The 14,872-nt window shown below is 61.8% G+C and carries 14 protein-coding genes; 9 read left to right on the top strand and 5 right to left on the bottom strand.

The genetic code is table 11. The features are described 5' to 3' along the window. Nucleotides 1–3: 3 nt before the first annotated feature. Entirely contained in the window at nucleotides 4–432 is a 429-nt protein-coding gene (locus NTU39_RS23305) for a VOC family protein (protein WP_150666658.1), read from the top strand. A 42-nt stretch (nucleotides 433–474) separates the two neighbouring features. On the opposite strand, the gene NTU39_RS23300 is transcribed toward NTU39_RS23305, so the two are convergent. Next, nucleotides 475–1,842, bottom strand: a complete 1,368-nt coding sequence (locus NTU39_RS23300) for a GGDEF domain-containing protein (protein ID WP_257958682.1) — start codon at nucleotides 1,840–1,842, stop codon at nucleotides 475–477. 901 nt (nucleotides 1,843–2,743) lie between these two features. Here NTU39_RS23300 and NTU39_RS23295 point away from each other — a divergent pair. The 7 genes from NTU39_RS23295 (at nucleotide 2,744) to NTU39_RS27000 (ending at nucleotide 8,398) form a co-directional block, all read left to right on the top strand. Next, nucleotides 2,744–3,478 (top strand): ABC transporter permease, encoded by a 735-nt coding sequence (locus tag NTU39_RS23295; RefSeq protein ID WP_257958679.1) that lies wholly within the window; start codon nucleotides 2,744–2,746, stop codon nucleotides 3,476–3,478. Nucleotides 3,479–3,498: 20 nt separating this feature from the next. Then, nucleotides 3,499–4,422 carry a glycine betaine ABC transporter substrate-binding protein gene (locus tag NTU39_RS23290; protein WP_257958678.1) on the top strand — a complete coding sequence of 308 codons (924 nt, stop codon included), beginning with the start codon at nucleotides 3,499–3,501 and terminating at the stop codon, nucleotides 4,420–4,422. Between the two features lie 49 nt (nucleotides 4,423–4,471). Further along, nucleotides 4,472–5,119, top strand: a complete 648-nt coding sequence (locus NTU39_RS23285; RefSeq protein ID WP_039393117.1) for an ABC transporter permease — start codon at nucleotides 4,472–4,474, stop codon at nucleotides 5,117–5,119. Continuing rightward, nucleotides 5,116–6,315, top strand: coding sequence for an osmoprotectant ABC transporter ATP-binding protein OsmV (locus NTU39_RS23280; RefSeq protein WP_150666655.1), 1,200 nt, complete (start codon nucleotides 5,116–5,118; stop codon nucleotides 6,313–6,315). Before NTU39_RS23285 ends, NTU39_RS23280 begins: the two co-directional genes overlap by 4 nt. A gap of 233 nt (nucleotides 6,316–6,548) precedes the next feature. Next, nucleotides 6,549–7,784 (top strand): mechanosensitive ion channel family protein, encoded by a 1,236-nt coding sequence (locus NTU39_RS23275; RefSeq protein WP_150666654.1) that lies wholly within the window; start codon nucleotides 6,549–6,551, stop codon nucleotides 7,782–7,784. Between the two features lie 132 nt (nucleotides 7,785–7,916). Beyond that, on the top strand, nucleotides 7,917–8,057 hold the full coding sequence (locus tag NTU39_RS23270) for a hypothetical protein (protein WP_174985165.1): 141 nt from the start codon (nucleotides 7,917–7,919) through the stop codon (nucleotides 8,055–8,057). A gap of 59 nt (nucleotides 8,058–8,116) precedes the next feature. Then, nucleotides 8,117–8,398, top strand: a complete 282-nt coding sequence (locus NTU39_RS27000) for a type II toxin-antitoxin system PemK/MazF family toxin (RefSeq protein ID WP_373275421.1) — start codon at nucleotides 8,117–8,119, stop codon at nucleotides 8,396–8,398. Between the two features lie 134 nt (nucleotides 8,399–8,532). Here the strand turns inward: NTU39_RS27000 and NTU39_RS23265 are convergent, their stop codons facing one another. Both NTU39_RS23265 and NTU39_RS23260 read right to left on the bottom strand, forming a co-directional pair. Continuing rightward, complete coding sequence (locus tag NTU39_RS23265; RefSeq protein WP_150666652.1) at nucleotides 8,533–9,657, bottom strand: alkene reductase; 1,125 nt, start codon at nucleotides 9,655–9,657, stop codon at nucleotides 8,533–8,535. A gap of 255 nt (nucleotides 9,658–9,912) precedes the next feature. Then, on the bottom strand, nucleotides 9,913–11,199 hold the full coding sequence (locus NTU39_RS23260) for an MFS transporter (RefSeq protein WP_150575976.1): 1,287 nt from the start codon (nucleotides 11,197–11,199) through the stop codon (nucleotides 9,913–9,915). A 245-nt stretch (nucleotides 11,200–11,444) separates the two neighbouring features. Between NTU39_RS23260 and NTU39_RS23255 the strand changes: the two genes are divergently transcribed. Further along, entirely contained in the window at nucleotides 11,445–12,227 is a 783-nt protein-coding gene (locus tag NTU39_RS23255) for a TetR/AcrR family transcriptional regulator (RefSeq protein ID WP_246184769.1), read from the top strand. Between the two features lie 87 nt (nucleotides 12,228–12,314). Here the strand turns inward: NTU39_RS23255 and NTU39_RS26940 are convergent, their stop codons facing one another. Continuing rightward, nucleotides 12,315–13,949, bottom strand: coding sequence for a methyl-accepting chemotaxis protein (locus NTU39_RS26940; RefSeq protein WP_150666651.1), 1,635 nt, complete (start codon nucleotides 13,947–13,949; stop codon nucleotides 12,315–12,317). Between the two features lie 247 nt (nucleotides 13,950–14,196). After that, entirely contained in the window at nucleotides 14,197–14,787 is a 591-nt protein-coding gene (locus NTU39_RS23240) for a helix-turn-helix domain-containing protein (protein ID WP_150666650.1), read from the bottom strand. Nucleotides 14,788–14,872 lie beyond the last annotated feature (85 nt).

Raw genomic sequence — 14,872 nt, 5'->3', positions numbered from 1 at the left:
GCGATGAAGATTCCGTTCGTCGCGCTCGATCACGTGGTGTTGCGGACCAACGATGTGGCACGCTTGCGGCACTTCTACATCGAGGTGCTGGGCTGCACGCTGGAAAAGGTGCAGGACGACATCGGACTGGTTCAGTTGCGTGCTGGCGACGCGTTGATCGATCTGGTCGACGTCGCAGGCAAGATCGGTCGTCAGGGCGGTGTCGCGCCCGGTCCGGAAGGACACAATCTCGATCACTTTTGTCTGCGCGTCGAACCGTTCGATGACGAAGCCATTCGCAAAGAACTTGCGTCGCACGGCGTGACTCTGGGGGACGTGGTGCAACGCTACGGTGCACACGGGGAAGGGCCGTCCTGCTATCTCAGCGATCCGGACGGCAACACCGTGGAACTCAAAGGACCGGCAACGTCGCCGCCGGTGGGCAAGCACTGATGTCGTTCGCCGCGCCAAACGTCACGCAGCGCACACCGCCAATCACGCCGCCATCTGCCCCATCACGCTCTGATCCCGCCCCTTGTGCTTCGCCTGATAAAGCGCCTTGTCCGCCTGGTCGAGCATCGTGCTGATCACGAGCGGCTCGCCCGGTTGCCATGAGGCAATGCCGACGCTGATGGTGATCGCCTCGCCCTCGTCGCGCGCGGCTTGTGGCAGCAGATCCGTACTCGCGCGCTTGACGGATTCGCGAATTCGGTCGGCCACACGTAACGCGGCGTGCTGGTCGATCTCAGGCAAGACCACCGCAAATTCCTCGCCTCCCAGACGAACGGCAAAGTCGCTCGGCAGTCGGATGCAATGCTGGATGGTCGTGGCGATGCGTTGCAGGACGGCGTCGCCGAACGGGTGTCCGTAGCGGTCGTTGACCTGCTTGAAGAAATCGATGTCGATCAGCAGAACGGACAGCGGAATCGCACGCTGTTGCACGCGTTCGGCGACGAGCCGGATGCGATTGTCGAAGTAACGGCGGTTATAGATGTGCGTGAGCGGATCGATGAAAACCTTCTCCACCAGATCCGTGTTGGTGAGCGCGAGCGATTGATACTGCCGTGTGATTTCCCACACCAGGGCGAGCGTGGCAACACCCGGCGACGCCAGCGCCAGCAAACGCGCCGCATACCATTGATACGACGCTTCGCTCGGTGCCGTAAGCGAGAGCAGCAACTGACACAGCGAGATCGAGACCACGACCCACACGAGCAGGAACAACTTGTGCGACAGGCGCGTGACGGCCGCGATACGCCACCACAGTGCCACGTAGGCGACGAAGAGGGCGGCGAGCGCGATCGTCTCGATGCCGACGCCGCCGGTCAGATGCGGCGTGACGAGCGTGCGTCCCGCGCCCACGATCGACAGCGAAACCGTCACCCAGATGATGAGGACCGTCGCGCCGTAACGCGCCGCCTCGGAGTAGCCGGGACGCGTGTGCGGGTCCATGCGCGTGCGAGAGTAGCTGCGCACGCTGAGCATCACATACGCGGCGAAGCTCGCTTCGGCAACGAGCCAGAGCCAGAAGGGCGCGCGGGTGACGTGTGCCGAGATGCCTGCCAACTGATTCGCGAGCAACACGCCTTCGGTAAACATGAACAGTCCGCGTAGCAGAAACGCGCATCCGAACTGCGCAAAATAGCGCTTACCGTTGTAGAGATATTGAACGCCTAGCAGACACGCCGTGGACAGATTGAGAATGCCGCCTGCCGAGACGAGAAAGAAGGTCAGCAAAGGATTGACTGTGCCTTCGAGCGTGCGCGCGAGGAATCCGGCAAGCGTGAGTGCGGCGCACGCAGCCAAAATGGTGGTCGCGGCGACGCGATTGCCCTGTTCGGTACGGCTGATGGTACTTTTCATAGTTGTTATTCGCCATTCAACGACCTCGTGCCCGCGCACGATCGCTTTCCTACCGTTCAATCACCGCGCCCGCAAACCGTCGCAAGATCGTTGCCTCGCGTTCCCGTTGCGTTTCCCCGATTTTGCGCTAAATGATTGAAAACTAAGATAAACCTTGGAGAATACACGAGTTTTTTCGAGTTGGCACTGGTTTCCGGGGAGGTACTCTAATTTCCCTTCGGAGACCAGATAACATGCGGATTCCGGACGGTCGGGACGTCGCTTGCCGCACCTGAATTCGCTCGCTTCGTGTCCCGGAAAATAAATCGCTGCGACACATCGATCCGCTGTGCGAAACATCGAAATTTCAGATTTCGGGACATTGAAAAACTGCATTCCCTTCGCAACTTTTCAATTCGCCGCAACGCCAGTGATGACGGTGGATTCGAGCGCACGCAATTAATAAGGACTGCGATTCATATGAGAAATGTATCGTGTAATTGCGTGTAAATACGCCGGATTCAAGACTAAAAACGTGCTACGGGTTGGCATCGACGCACTATCTGTACTAGAATAAAAAAAGCCAATCGCTGCGGTTGGCCCATAGAAACAAAAGCGTTGCCGGTGTTCCTCGTTGCGCCGGCGTCCGTTACATCACGCAATGAGTCTGTGCAGTAAAACTTTCGCGCGCTTTCAATAAGCGTGTATCGAGAGGCCCAGGCGCCCACGGCGTCGAAAGCTCGTCTCTCATGTCGCATTTCGCGACGCCTCGTTCGTCGCCGTTGTCTTTCACAGACCTTCGGATCGAACACACCACAATTCGCAAGGCAGCTAACAGTTGTCATGCTTGATTGACCGCGTTGTCACGTGGGGCGATAGCTATTGCCGCGCGCGCAGCGCTGCCAACCCATTCAAAGGGAGCATGAACGTGGCGAAGCAGTATCGCATTCTCTATCTGGCCGGCTTCGGACTGCTCGGTGTTGCCGCCGCAGTCACCGGTCTGGTGTATTGGCTGGGCGTTGATTCGCTCGTCAAGTACCGGGGCGACCTGATGTATTACACCCAGCAGCATCTCAAGCTCGTGGCCATTTCGATGACATTGGCCATTCTGGTCGGCGTGCCTGCGGGCGTGCTGATCTCGCGTCCGATATTCGCGAAACACGCCGAGCGCGCGGTGCAGATCTTCAATATCGGCAATACGCTGCCGTCACTCGCCGTGCTGGCGTTGTCGATGGCGGTGCTCGGTATCGGCGACCGCCCGGCCATTCTGGCGTTGTGGCTGGCTTCGTTGCTGCCCATCGTGCGTAACGCGTACGAAGGCCTTCGGCAGGTGCCGCCCGCATTGCGGGAGTCGGCGCGCGGCATGGGCATGACGCCGGCGCAAGTGCTGTTTCGCGTCGACCTGCCCAACGCCATGCCGGTCATTATCGGCGGCGTTCGCACCGCGCTCGCAATCAACGTCGGCACTGCGCCGCTCGCTTTCCTGATCGGCGCGGACAGTCTGGGACAACTGATCTTCCCCGGCATTTATCTGAACGACCAGACCAAGCTGCTGCTCGGCGCGGCCGGCACTGCGCTGCTTGCGCTGGTGCTCGACGGCATCGTCGCCTTCGCCAGCGGGCTCTGGTTCGCGCGACACGGCACGCCGGCGCGCTGAAACATAGGAGACCCCTACGTATGCAAGTTTCGTTTTCTCGTACGCTCGCAGCGAGCGCGCTTCGTCTTCTGAGCGTCGTTGCCGTCGCGCTGGGTGTGATCGCGACGAGCGCTACCGCGCAGGCCGCCTCGCTCACCATCGGCGGCAAGAACTTTACCGAACAGTTGATTCTCTCGGAGATGACGGCGCAGTACCTGCGCAGCAAAGGGTATGACGTCGAACTGAAGAACGGCCTCGGCAGTGTGGTGATGCGCCAAGGCATGGAGAGCAATCAGCTCGACGTGGTCTGGGAGTACACCGGTACCTCGCTGATCGTCTACAACAAGGTCACGGAGAAGCTCGATCCGCAACAGACTTACGAGCGGGTCAAGGAACTCGACGGCAAGATCGGTCTCGTCTGGCTGAATCCCGCTGCGCTGAACAACACGTATGCGTTCGCCATGCCGGGCAAGATGGCGCGTGACGAAGGCATCGAGACGGTGTCTCAGCTCATCGAAAAATTCCGTACGAATCCGGACATGCAGTTCGCGTTCGACATGGAGTTCGTCGGTCGTTCGGACGGTCTGGAGCCGATGGAGCAACTCTACGATTTCCATCTCGCACGCCGCAACATCAAGCAGATGGACCCGGGCCTCGTCTACACCGCGCTCAGGAACGAGCAGATCGACGCCGGTCTCGTCTACACCAGCGATGGTCGCAACAAGGGCTTCGATCTGAAGGTGTTGGCCGACGACAAGGGCTTCTTCCCGGCTTACGCGGCCACGCCCGTGGTGCGCAAGGAAGTACTCGATGCAAACCCGAAGCTCGCCGACGAACTCAACGCGCTCTCCGCGAAGATCAACGACGAAAACATGCGCGACATGAACGCCAAGGTCGATATCGACCATCGTGCGGTGTCGCGTGTGGCGAGCGACTTCCTCAAGCAGGAAGGGTTGGTGCAGTAAGCGCGCATTGCGCGTTGCTGCTCCCGATAGTTACCGATTGAGGAGTCCCATGATTGAATTTTTGACGCACAACTGGCACCGCATCCTGACCCTCACCGGTCAGCATGCGTGGCTGGTGGCAGCCTCGGTTGGCGCGGCCATTGTGGTCGGCGTGCCGCTGGGCGTGCTGGTCACGCGTTTTCGCTGGCTGTCCGGCGCCGTGCTGGGTCTGGCGACGGTCGTGCTCACGATCCCGTCGATTGCCCTGTTCGGCCTGATGATCCCCGCACTGTCCGTCTACGGCATGGGGATCGGCCCTGCGCCTGCGGTAGCCGCCGTCTTCCTGTATTCGCTGCTGCCGATCATGCGCAACACGAGCCTCGCGCTGCGTCAGATCGATCCGAGCATTCGCGAAGCGGGGATTGGTATTGGCATGACGTTCTGGCAGCGTCTGCGCCTGGTTGAATTGCCGCTGGCCGTGCCGGTGGTGCTGGGTGGCGTGCGTACTGCCGTCGTGATGAATATTGGCGTGATGGCCATTGGTGCCATCGTCGGGGCCGGCGGTCTCGGGGTGTTGATCACCCAGGGGATCAGCCAGAGCGATACCCGACAGCTTGTCGTGGGTGCGGTCATGGTGAGTTTGCTCGCCATCGTCGCCGACACCCTGTTGCACCGCCTGCAGCGCGTGCTGACACCGAAAGGAATCCGAACCGTATGATCAAACTCGATAATCTCACCAAAAGCTTCGTCCAGAAGGACGGTACGCGTGTGACCGCCGTGAATTCGGTCAGCCTCGAAGTGCCGCCGGGCGAAATCTGCGTCTTCCTCGGCCCGTCGGGCTGTGGCAAGACGACCACGCTCAAGATGATCAACCGGTTGATCAAACCGACCTCCGGGCACATCCTGCTCAACGGCGAAGACACTGGCAAGATCAACGAAATCGAATTGCGCCGCCACATCGGCTACGTGATCCAGCAGATCGGTCTGTTCCCGAACATGACCATCGAGGAGAACATTACTGTGGTGCCGCGTCTGCTCGGTTGGGACAAGAAGCGCTGCCGCGAGCGTGCCACCGAACTGATGGCTATGGTCGCACTCGATCCGAAGCGTTACCTGTCGCGCTATCCGCGCGAACTCTCGGGTGGTCAGCAGCAACGTATCGGCGTGATCCGCGCGCTGGCGGCAGATCCGCCCGTGCTGCTGATGGACGAGCCGTTCGGCGCTGTCGATCCGATCAACCGCGAATCGATCCAGAACGAGTTTTTGCAGATGCAGCGTCAGTTGGGTAAGACCGTCATCATGGTCAGTCACGATATCGACGAGGCGATCAAGCTGGCGGACCGCATCGCGATCTTCCGTCAGGGGAGTCTCGTGCAGTACGCGCAACCGGATGCGCTGCTGGCGCGACCGGTCGACGAATTCGTCGCAAGCTTCGTGGGACATGACCGAATTCTCAAGCGCCTGCTGCTTGTGCGCGCCGAAGACGCCGCCACGCCGCAACCGACTGTCAAGCCGCAGACGACGCTGGCCGAGGCCTACGGCATGATGGACGAACTCGATACGCGTTCGCTCGTAGTCGTCGACGAGAGCGCGCGTGCATTGGGTTACATTGCACGTCGGGATACGCGGCACGCACAGGGCACGTGTGGCGAGCGCGTGCGGGACTTCAAGGCGTCGGCAGTGGCGGGCGACAACCTGCGGGTGCTGCTCTCGCGCATGTACGAACACAATTTGGCATCACTGCCGGTGCTGGGCGACGACAATCAGTACCTCGGCGAGGTGACGCAAGACTCCATCGCCGACTATCTGAGTTCGGGCAAGTCGCGCGGCAACGGTGGCGGTTCGATCATTACGCCGTCGCTGCCGGGCGCGCCCAATGTGGTGGCAAGCGTGCCATTCGGCGCTTCGATGTAAGCGCAGCCCACGGTGCGATGTCGCTGAATGTCCCTGAATATGGGGACGGTGCATGAGTTTCGGGGGCGGACGGGAGCGACCGCCTCTTGACGTATTCAAGGATGACGGCCCAGGTGGCCGTCATTTTTGCGTTTGACGGTCGCGCGTTTCGCTCAAGGCGAGGGCGATGCCGACAAATCGACAAACGGCACCATTGGACTGGCAAAGAAAACAGCAAGACAAGGAGTAGCAGGATGACGTGGGAAGCAGTGATGGCGTGGTTCGAAAATGCGCCGTGGGCGCGCATGGCCGGATCGTTGGCGATGCTGATTGCAGCGGCCGCGCTGGTGCAGGCGGTGGCGCAGTTCGTGATCGTGCGGATCGTACGCATCGTGGTGCAGAGAACGGCGAATCGTTGGGACGATGCGTTGCTCGCGCATCGCGTCTTCCACCGGGCGGCGCGCATTCTGCCGTACCTCGTCATTCAGTTCGGCATCGAGTGGGTGCCGGATCTACCGGCGAAGGCGGTGATCGTCATCAGCAATGTGGCCCTCGCCACGACGCTGCTCTACGCAACGCTCGCTATCGTGGGCATTCTCGACGCCGCACAGACCGTCTACGCGATGTCGGAACACGCACGCACGCGCTCGATCAAGGGGTACGTCCAGCTCGGCAAGATCGCGCTTTACGTGGTGGCGTCGATTGGTATCGTCGCAACGATCGTCGACCGTTCGCCGTGGCTACTGCTTTCCGGCCTGGGCGCGATGTCGGCAGTGCTGTTGCTGGTATTCAAGGACACGATCATGTCGTTCGTCGCCAGCGTGCAACTCACGTCGAACGACATGCTGCGCGTGGGCGACTGGATCGAGATGCCGCAGGTCGGGGCCGATGGCGACGTGGTGGATATCGCGTTGCATACGGTGAAGGTGCAGAACTGGGACAAGACGATCACGACGATTCCGACGTGGCGTCTGATTTCGGAGAGCTTCCGTAACTGGCGCGGCATGCAGCAGTCGGGCGGGCGCCGTATCAAGCGCACGCTGTGTATCGACGCTGGCAGCGTCGGATTCCTGAACGCCGACGAGATCGCGCATTTATCCCAGGTGCATCTGCTGGGCGGCTATCTGTCGGAAAAACAGCGTTCGATAGCGGATGCCAATGCGGCGCTCGGTGTCGCGGCGGGCGTGCTGGCGAACACACGGCGTCTGACGAACATCGGCACGTTTCGCGCGTATGCGCTGGCGTATTTGAAGGCGCATCCGAACATCCACCAGGGCATGACATGCATGGTGCGCTCGCTCCAGCCGTCGGCAACGGGCATTCCGATCGAACTGTACTGCTTCACGAACACGATCGTGTGGGCGGAGTACGAGCGTGTGCAGGGCGACGTCTTCGACCATCTGCTGGCCATCCTCCCCGAGTTCGGCCTGCGCATGTACCAGAACCCCGCCGGTGCAGATCTGATGCGCTGGGGGCAGCGCGACGCCTAATCGCATTGCCGTGCGCAGGCTTCAGGAAAATTCCGGAAAGCTTTGGCATCTGTTTACTTCGATGTGTCGCGCTGCGACGATATCCACGAATCCACGCAAGAGGGATGACGGGGTAATGATTTGGAGTGAGAGATGAACGACGACTATACGATTGAAGTAGTGTGGTATCCCAATGCTGACGCACGGCCTGAGGACTTTTGTGTCGACGACACGGAGGATGAGCTGATTCAACTGCGGCGCTTCCCCAACGACGCGGATCCCGCAGAGGAGTAAATGTGCTGAAACGAGGTGAGATTTGGATCGCACGTTTCGATCCGGCAATCGGATGTGAAATGGGGAAGACGCGTCCGTGTGTCATTTTGTCGCCTTCGCCGATGAATAAGCACACGCAAACCGTGATCGTGGCACCGCTCACATCGTCGGACGCCTCTCGATTCAGTGTCTCCACGACATATGGCGGACGGCAGGGCGCGATGCAGTTAAGCCATCTTAGATCGATGGATAGGCAGCGATTAGTTCGACATTCGGGGGCACTGGATCGGCACGCGTTGAGACGTGCCATGGCACGCCTGCGGAGCGTTTTCTCTGAGGAGGTTGGCGAAGCTGGCGATTGATCCATCGCCGTGACGCAAGTTGCAACAAAAGAAAAGGGCTCCCGAAGGAGCCCTCATTCTTTAAGCGTTCGCGCAAGGATGTTACGGGTGCCATGAATGCTTCGTGTACCCTAAATCACACCCTAAATTGCGCCTTAAACCGCCGACTCGTCCAACGTCGGATAGTCGACGTAACCTCGTGCGTCGCCACCATAGAGCGTGTCGCGATTCAGGGCGTTGAACGGGCCGCCGCGCTTGAGGCGTTCGACCAGATCCGGGTTCGCGATGAACGGCTTGCCGAAGGCGATCAGATCCGCGAGGTTTTCTTTGCGGGCCTTGAGCGCCAGTGCGAGGTCATAGCCGTTGTTCGCCATGAACGTGCCCTTGAAGAGGCGGTGCAGCTTCTGAAGGTCGAAGCCGCCTTCCACTTCACGCGGACCACCCGTTGCGCCTTCGACGACGTGCAGATACACGAGGCCAAAACGGTTGAGTTGCTCGACGGCATACGTGAAGACCGGTTCCGGATTGCTGTCGCCGCAATCGTTCGCCGGGCTGATCGGCGAGAGGCGAATGCCCACGCGATCGGCGCCCCAGACGTCGACAACTGCTTGCGTGACTTCCAGCACGATGCGCACGCGGTTCTCGATGCTGCCGCCGTACTGGTCGGTGCGATGGTTCGTCTTGTCGCGCATGAACTGGTCGAGCAGATAACCGTTCGCCGCGTGAATTTCAACGCCATCGAAACCGGCGCGCTTCGCGCACTCAGCTGCATGACGATACTGTTCGATGATGCCCGGGATCTCGGACGTCTCCAGCGCGCGCGGCACCGGATGCGGCTCGAAGCCATGCTCAGTGAACGCCTGACCGGCCGGTTGAATCGCCGACGGTGCGACCGGCAGTGCGCCCTCAGGTTGCAGCGACGGGTGCGAGATGCGGCCTACGTGCCAGAGTTGGCAGAAGATCTTGCCGCCCTTGGCGTGCAGCGCGTCCGTGACCTGCTTCCAGCCAGCGACTTGTTCATCGGTGTAAATGCCCGGCGTAAAGGCGTAGCCCTTGCCTTGCTGCGAGATGTTGGTGGCTTCGCTGATGATGAGCCCGGCCGATGCGCGCTGCGCGTAGTACTCGGCGACCATCGGGCCCGGCACGTCGCCCTGGCTGGCGCGGCTGCGCGTGAGGGGGGCCATGACGATGCGGTTGCTCAGTTCGAGGGGGCCGAGCTTGTACGACGAAAACAGGTCGGTATCGAGCGCGGCGAGTGGGGTGTGTTGCGAGTCCGTCATTGCTGAAGGTCCTGTGAAAGTGGGGGTTGCTGTGCTGCACAAAACTCGCACAGGTTACGGCAATTTTCTTGGCCTTGCTGACGACGAAATCGTCGCAACGGCCAACGTGCCGCAAATAAGAAACTCGCCGGTCTTCCTGCACCAAAACAGGGAGACGCGGCGAGTTGTCGGGGTATTTCGATGCAGGCGAGTTTTCGACCGATTCGTCGTAAATTTCGCGACTAACGGGCCGAAAACACGCTGGAATCAGCCGATTCAGGCATTCGCGGCCACCGGACGCTTCGGCGCATGCGGGGCGATGCGCAACACCATGAACGCGCCGATGATGCACACGCCGCCCGACAGCATCGAGGCCATCGTGTAATTGCCGAGCGTTGCACGCAGCGAACCGGCGACCAGTGCTGCCGTTGCAGCGCCTAGCTGATGGCCCGCCACGATCCAGCCGAAAACGATCGGAGCCATCGTCTTGCCGAACACGTCGGTCGTCAGACGCACCGTCGGCGGCACCGTCGCGATCCAATCCAGACCGTAGAACAGCGCGAAGAGCGGAATGCCGAAGAAATCGAAGCCGAAAGCGTAAGGCAGATAGATCAGCGACAGACCGCGCAGTCCGTAGTACCAGAACAGCAGCACACGGCTGTTGTAGCGGTCAGAGAGCCAGCCCGACGCCGTGGTGCCGATAAGGTCGAGAATGCCCATCGCGGCCAGAATGCCCGCGCCCTTCACCTCGGAGATGCCATAGTCGCCACACATCGCGATGAAGTGTGTGCCGATGTAACCGTTCGTGCTCGCGCCACAGATGAAGAAGCTGAAGAACAGCAGCCAGAAATCACGCTTGCCAGCCGCCATACGCAGTGCCGAGAGCGCCGCCGTGAGCGGATTGCCTTGCGTAAGTTGCACGTCGGGGGCGTCTTCCGGTGCGCCGACCGGGCGCAGGCCGACCGATCCCGGACGCTCCGGCACAAGGATTGCGACAAGCGGCAGAACGATAGCCGCCACCGCTGCCACGATCAGGACCACCGGCCGCCAGCCGTAGTTTTCCGTGATCGCGGCCATGATCGGCAGAAACACCATCTGTCCGGTCGCCGAGCTGGCTGTAAGAATGCCCATCGCCAGACCGCGATGCGTGTGGAACCAGCGGTTCGAGACCGTGGCCGCGAGCGTCACGGCCGCGACGCCGGTGCCACCGCCCACCATCACGCCCCAAATCAGCACCATCTGCCAGGGTGCAGTCATTAGCGACGAGAGCGCCGTGCCCGATGCGAGCAGCAGCAGGGCAACCATGACCGTGGGACGAATGCCGAAGCGCTGCATGGCGGCCGCCGCGAACGGTCCGGTCAGGCCGTACAAGGCCAGATTGACGGAGATCGCCAGCGAAATCGTGGCGCGGCTCCAGCCGAAGTCGTGTTCGAGCGGCACCATCATGACGCTGGGCGTCGCGCGAATGCCCGCCGAAGCGAGCAGGACCAGGAAAATCACGCCGACGACGATCCACCCGTAGTGGAAGCGCCCGTCGATGCGCCTTGCAAGTGCAGCCTTCATGGCGGAGATCCTTGCTGCGGTTCGGTCTTTGCCGTTTTAAGGGGCTTAAGCGGTTTTAAAAGCCGAACCGGGAACGTTTGCGGGAACCGCACGGTCTACGTTCATCGATAGACTTGTGACTGAGCGGTAACATGAGGTTGCCATGTTATGAACCGATCGGTAACATGTCAAGTATTCCTTTTTGACGGCAGGGCTTTTGCAACGCCCGCGTCAATGGCAAACCACAGTTCAGGGAGCGCCGGATCATGGCCAAATCGTCAACATCTTCCGTGCCCGTCGAGGTTGTCTCGCCGACCGGTGGGGCAGACGCGATGAAAGCGGGCACCGATGTCGTCGCCGAAACCGCGGGCGAAAGCGTAAGCGCGACGTCCAATGCGGCCCCCGCGACGGCCCGCCGCCGCAGTGCTGCGTCTCGTGCGGCCAAGCCGGGGCGGCACGTCACGCCCGCGCCGATTGCGCAGCAGCACCTGCTCGACGCGGCCGTCGAGTTGTTCCATACAGAGGGGGTGCGCGCCGTGGGCGTGGACGCCGTCGTCAAGCGCGCGGGCGTCAACAAGATGAGCCTGTATCGCCAGTTCGCGTCGAAGGACGATCTGATTCTGGCGTATCTCGATCATATGCAGACGGCGAGTCTTGCGCGCATCGACGAGAGCATCGCGAAGCGCCCGGGCGAACCGCGTGCGCAGATGTTGCAGATTTTCGTGGATCTGGCCCAGCGGGCGAGCCGTCCCGGCTATCGCGGGTGCCCGTTCGTCAACGTGGCGGCGGAATTCCCCGATCCGGACCACGCGGCGCGTCATTCGGTCGTGAATTACAAGGCGGAAGTGGTGAAGCGTTTCACCGCGCTGGTGACAGCAGCCGGTCTCGAGGAACCGGCACCGCTGGTCGATGCGCTGTCGCTGATTCTCGAAGGCGCGTATGCCGCGAGCCAGACCTTTGGGCCGGGCTCGGCACCGCTGCGTATCTTGCCGACGGTGGCGCGTCAGATCATCGACGCGGGCATGGCGGGAGAGCTGAGCGCCACGTAACCACGGTGGCTAACGTCGAGGATATGACGGCGGGCGGCGAACGACGGTCGCGGACACGCGCCGACCGTCGTCACAATGCCGAAGACCTCAGGCCGCCAGACGCTGCATCGCGACCGCAGCGGTGCCGCGCGTCATCGGGGCATTCGCCCCATCTGACGTCGCTGCACCGTTCATGCCGCCGTTCATGCGGAAAGCGGCCACCGCCTGATCGAGCGCACGCGCCTGATCTTCCATGGACGCCGCCGCTGCGGCCGCCTGCTCCACGAGCGCAGCGTTCTGCTGCGTGACTTCATCCATCTGCGTCACGGCACGGCCGACTTGCTCGATGCCGTGACTCTGCTCTTCCGACGCCGCCGAGATCTCTCCCATGATGTCGGTGACGCGTCGCACCGCCTGCACGACGTCGTGCATCGTCTGGCCCGCCTGCGCCACGAGCACCGAGCCGTCCTGCACGCGGCCGTTCGACGACTCGATCAGTTCCTTGATTTCCTTCGCGGCGGCAGCGCTGCGCTGGGCCAGCGTGCGCACCTCGCCCGCGACGACGGCGAAGCCGCGTCCCTGCTCACCGGCGCGTGCCGCTTCCACCGCCGCGTTCAGCGCAAGAATGTTCGTCTGGAAGGCAATGCCGTCGATCACGCTGATGATGTCGACCACTTTGCCCGAGCTTTGCGAGATGCCTTCCATCGTGGCCACCACCTGATCCACGACCTGTCCGCCGCGCACCGCGATGGCCGACGCGTTCTCCGCGAGTTGACTCGCCTGACGCGCGTTGTCGGCGTTCTGACGCACGGTCGACGTCAGTTGCTCCATCGACGATGCCGTCTCCTCCAGCGCGGCCGCCTGCTGTTCCGTGCGCGCCGACAGGTCGGTGTTGCCTTCGGCGATCTCGCGCGCGGCAAGCGTGATGGCGCTGGTGCCGCCGCGAATGCGTCCGATCATTTGTTGAAGATTGCCCTGCATGCGCTGCATCGCGTGGAGCAGGCTGGCGCCGTCGCCCTGACGCAGACGGACTTGCGTGAGCAGATCGCCGTCGGCAATGCGCGTGGCGATATCCGTCGCGTACTCCGGCTCGCCGCCAAGACTTTGCTGGACGTTACGGATGATGAGCAGCATGACGCCCGACACCGCCAGACCGATGACGGCGAGCATGGCCCCCCAGCGCAGCAGCGCGCCGACGAAGGCAGCATTGATGTCGTCGACGTAGACGCCGGTCGTCAGATACCAGTCCCAGGGCTGATACACGCCCACGCGGCTGATCTTTTCGACGGGTTTGTCCGAGCCGGGCTTGGGCCAGAGATATGAGACGAACGGGTCGTTGGTGCGTGCGGCAGCGACGATGTCCGAAAACATGAGCTTGCCCGACGGATCGCGGAACTGGCTCATGTCGCGGCCTTCGAGCTTCGGATTGACCGCGTTCAGCACGATCACGCGCTGCGAGTTCAAGATACCGAAATAGTTTTCGCCGTCGTAGCGGATCGCGCCGATTTGCTCGCGGGCGGCCTTTTGTGCGTCCGCGACGCTCATTTCCCCGCGCTCGGCGCGTGCGGCGTAGTGCTTGGCCAGACTCAGTCCGGCATCGACCACGTGGGTCAGGCCCGCCCGGCGCTCGGCGAGCATGGTGTCGCGCTGCGCCCATGCGCCCCAGATCGCCATCGCCAGCAGGCTGACCCACATCAACGCGACGGCAGACCACAACTTCGCTTTCAGACTCAATCGCTGCATTACTTTGTCATCCCCACTGATTCCGCTTTGGTGTTGCACACGCGGTGGCCGTACGTGACGGGGGTTCCCATCCGTGCAGTCCGACTATCGACATTTTTGATCGGTTGTCGGCACCCTCGGAAGAAGGTGCGGACCGAACGTGTGCTAACGGCAGTCCTGGCGAGGACTTGAGCTTTGCGAGCGCACGCGAAGGCTTGCGCACCCTTGCAGCGAGTGACGATCGGCTGTGTTAGCCGGGTCAGCCGTGTCAGCCGTGAATTACGACCATCAGGCCACGCGCGACCGACTTGCCGACGTTACGGATCGCGTGGGCGCGGTCGGCGGGGTAGCGGGCCGTCTCGCCCGGTTTGGCGCGGCGCGCGACGTGTTCGACCTCGATGTCGACCTGCCCGTCGAACACGGTGAAGTGCTCGCGCGTGCCCGGATCGTGCGGCTCGGAGACGAGCGCCGCGCCGGGTTGTAGCGTCAGTTCGTACCACTCGAATTTGCCCGCCAGCTCCATCGGCCCGAGGATCTTCAACTGATAGGCCTGTTCGGCACCCGCGAGCGTCGGCGTCTCATGTTTGCCGAAAATGCGCACCGGTTCCGGGTCGCCGGACGGCGCACCCAGCAACTGGTCCAGACGCACGCCCAGTGCGTTGGCGAGCCGCCAGGCCACGGCGATGGTCGGATTGGCCTTGTCGCGCTCGATCTGGGAGAGCATCGACTTGGAGACGCCGGACGCGCGCGAGAGCGTCTCCAGCGTCATGCCACGATCCTTGCGCAGTTGCTGAATCATGTCGCCGACGGGCGGCGGGGCGATCGGAGACGCCGCAGAGGCTGCGGGAGTACTTGCCATATGAATTCCGGGATATTAGAATTTTTCAATATATTGAAACTAGTTCAATATAAAGTATAGTTTCCGATAAGTTGGATGCCGTGAT

The organism is Pandoraea commovens, from assembly GCF_024704525.1.
GTDB lineage: Bacteria > Pseudomonadota > Gammaproteobacteria > Burkholderiales > Burkholderiaceae > Pandoraea > Pandoraea commovens.
This window is presented reverse-complemented; position numbering and strand designations above follow the sequence as displayed.

Bases quoted from the DNA above. Each gene is read 5' to 3' on its own strand.
- NTU39_RS23305 (WP_150666658.1), top strand. From the start codon at position 4: ATGAAGATTCCGTTCGTCGCGCTCGATCACGTGGTGTTGCGGACCAAC.
- NTU39_RS23300 (WP_257958682.1), bottom strand. From the start codon at position 1,842: ATGAAAAGTACCATCAGCCGTACCGAACAGGGCAATCGCGTCGCCGCG.
- NTU39_RS23295 (WP_257958679.1), top strand. From the start codon at position 2,744: ATGAACGTGGCGAAGCAGTATCGCATTCTCTATCTGGCCGGCTTCGGA.
- NTU39_RS23290 (WP_257958678.1), top strand. From the start codon at position 3,499: ATGCAAGTTTCGTTTTCTCGTACGCTCGCAGCGAGCGCGCTTCGTCTT.
- NTU39_RS23285 (WP_039393117.1), top strand. From the start codon at position 4,472: ATGATTGAATTTTTGACGCACAACTGGCACCGCATCCTGACCCTCACC.
- NTU39_RS23280 (WP_150666655.1), top strand. From the start codon at position 5,116: ATGATCAAACTCGATAATCTCACCAAAAGCTTCGTCCAGAAGGACGGT.
- NTU39_RS23275 (WP_150666654.1), top strand. From the start codon at position 6,549: ATGACGTGGGAAGCAGTGATGGCGTGGTTCGAAAATGCGCCGTGGGCG.
- NTU39_RS23270 (WP_174985165.1), top strand. From the start codon at position 7,917: ATGAACGACGACTATACGATTGAAGTAGTGTGGTATCCCAATGCTGAC.
- NTU39_RS27000 (WP_373275421.1), top strand. From the start codon at position 8,117: ATGGGGAAGACGCGTCCGTGTGTCATTTTGTCGCCTTCGCCGATGAAT.
- NTU39_RS23265 (WP_150666652.1), bottom strand. From the start codon at position 9,657: ATGACGGACTCGCAACACACCCCACTCGCCGCGCTCGATACCGACCTG.
- NTU39_RS23260 (WP_150575976.1), bottom strand. From the start codon at position 11,199: ATGAAGGCTGCACTTGCAAGGCGCATCGACGGGCGCTTCCACTACGGG.
- NTU39_RS23255 (WP_246184769.1), top strand. From the start codon at position 11,445: ATGGCCAAATCGTCAACATCTTCCGTGCCCGTCGAGGTTGTCTCGCCG.
- NTU39_RS26940 (WP_150666651.1), bottom strand. From the start codon at position 13,949: ATGCAGCGATTGAGTCTGAAAGCGAAGTTGTGGTCTGCCGTCGCGTTG.
- NTU39_RS23240 (WP_150666650.1), bottom strand. From the start codon at position 14,787: ATGGCAAGTACTCCCGCAGCCTCTGCGGCGTCTCCGATCGCCCCGCCG.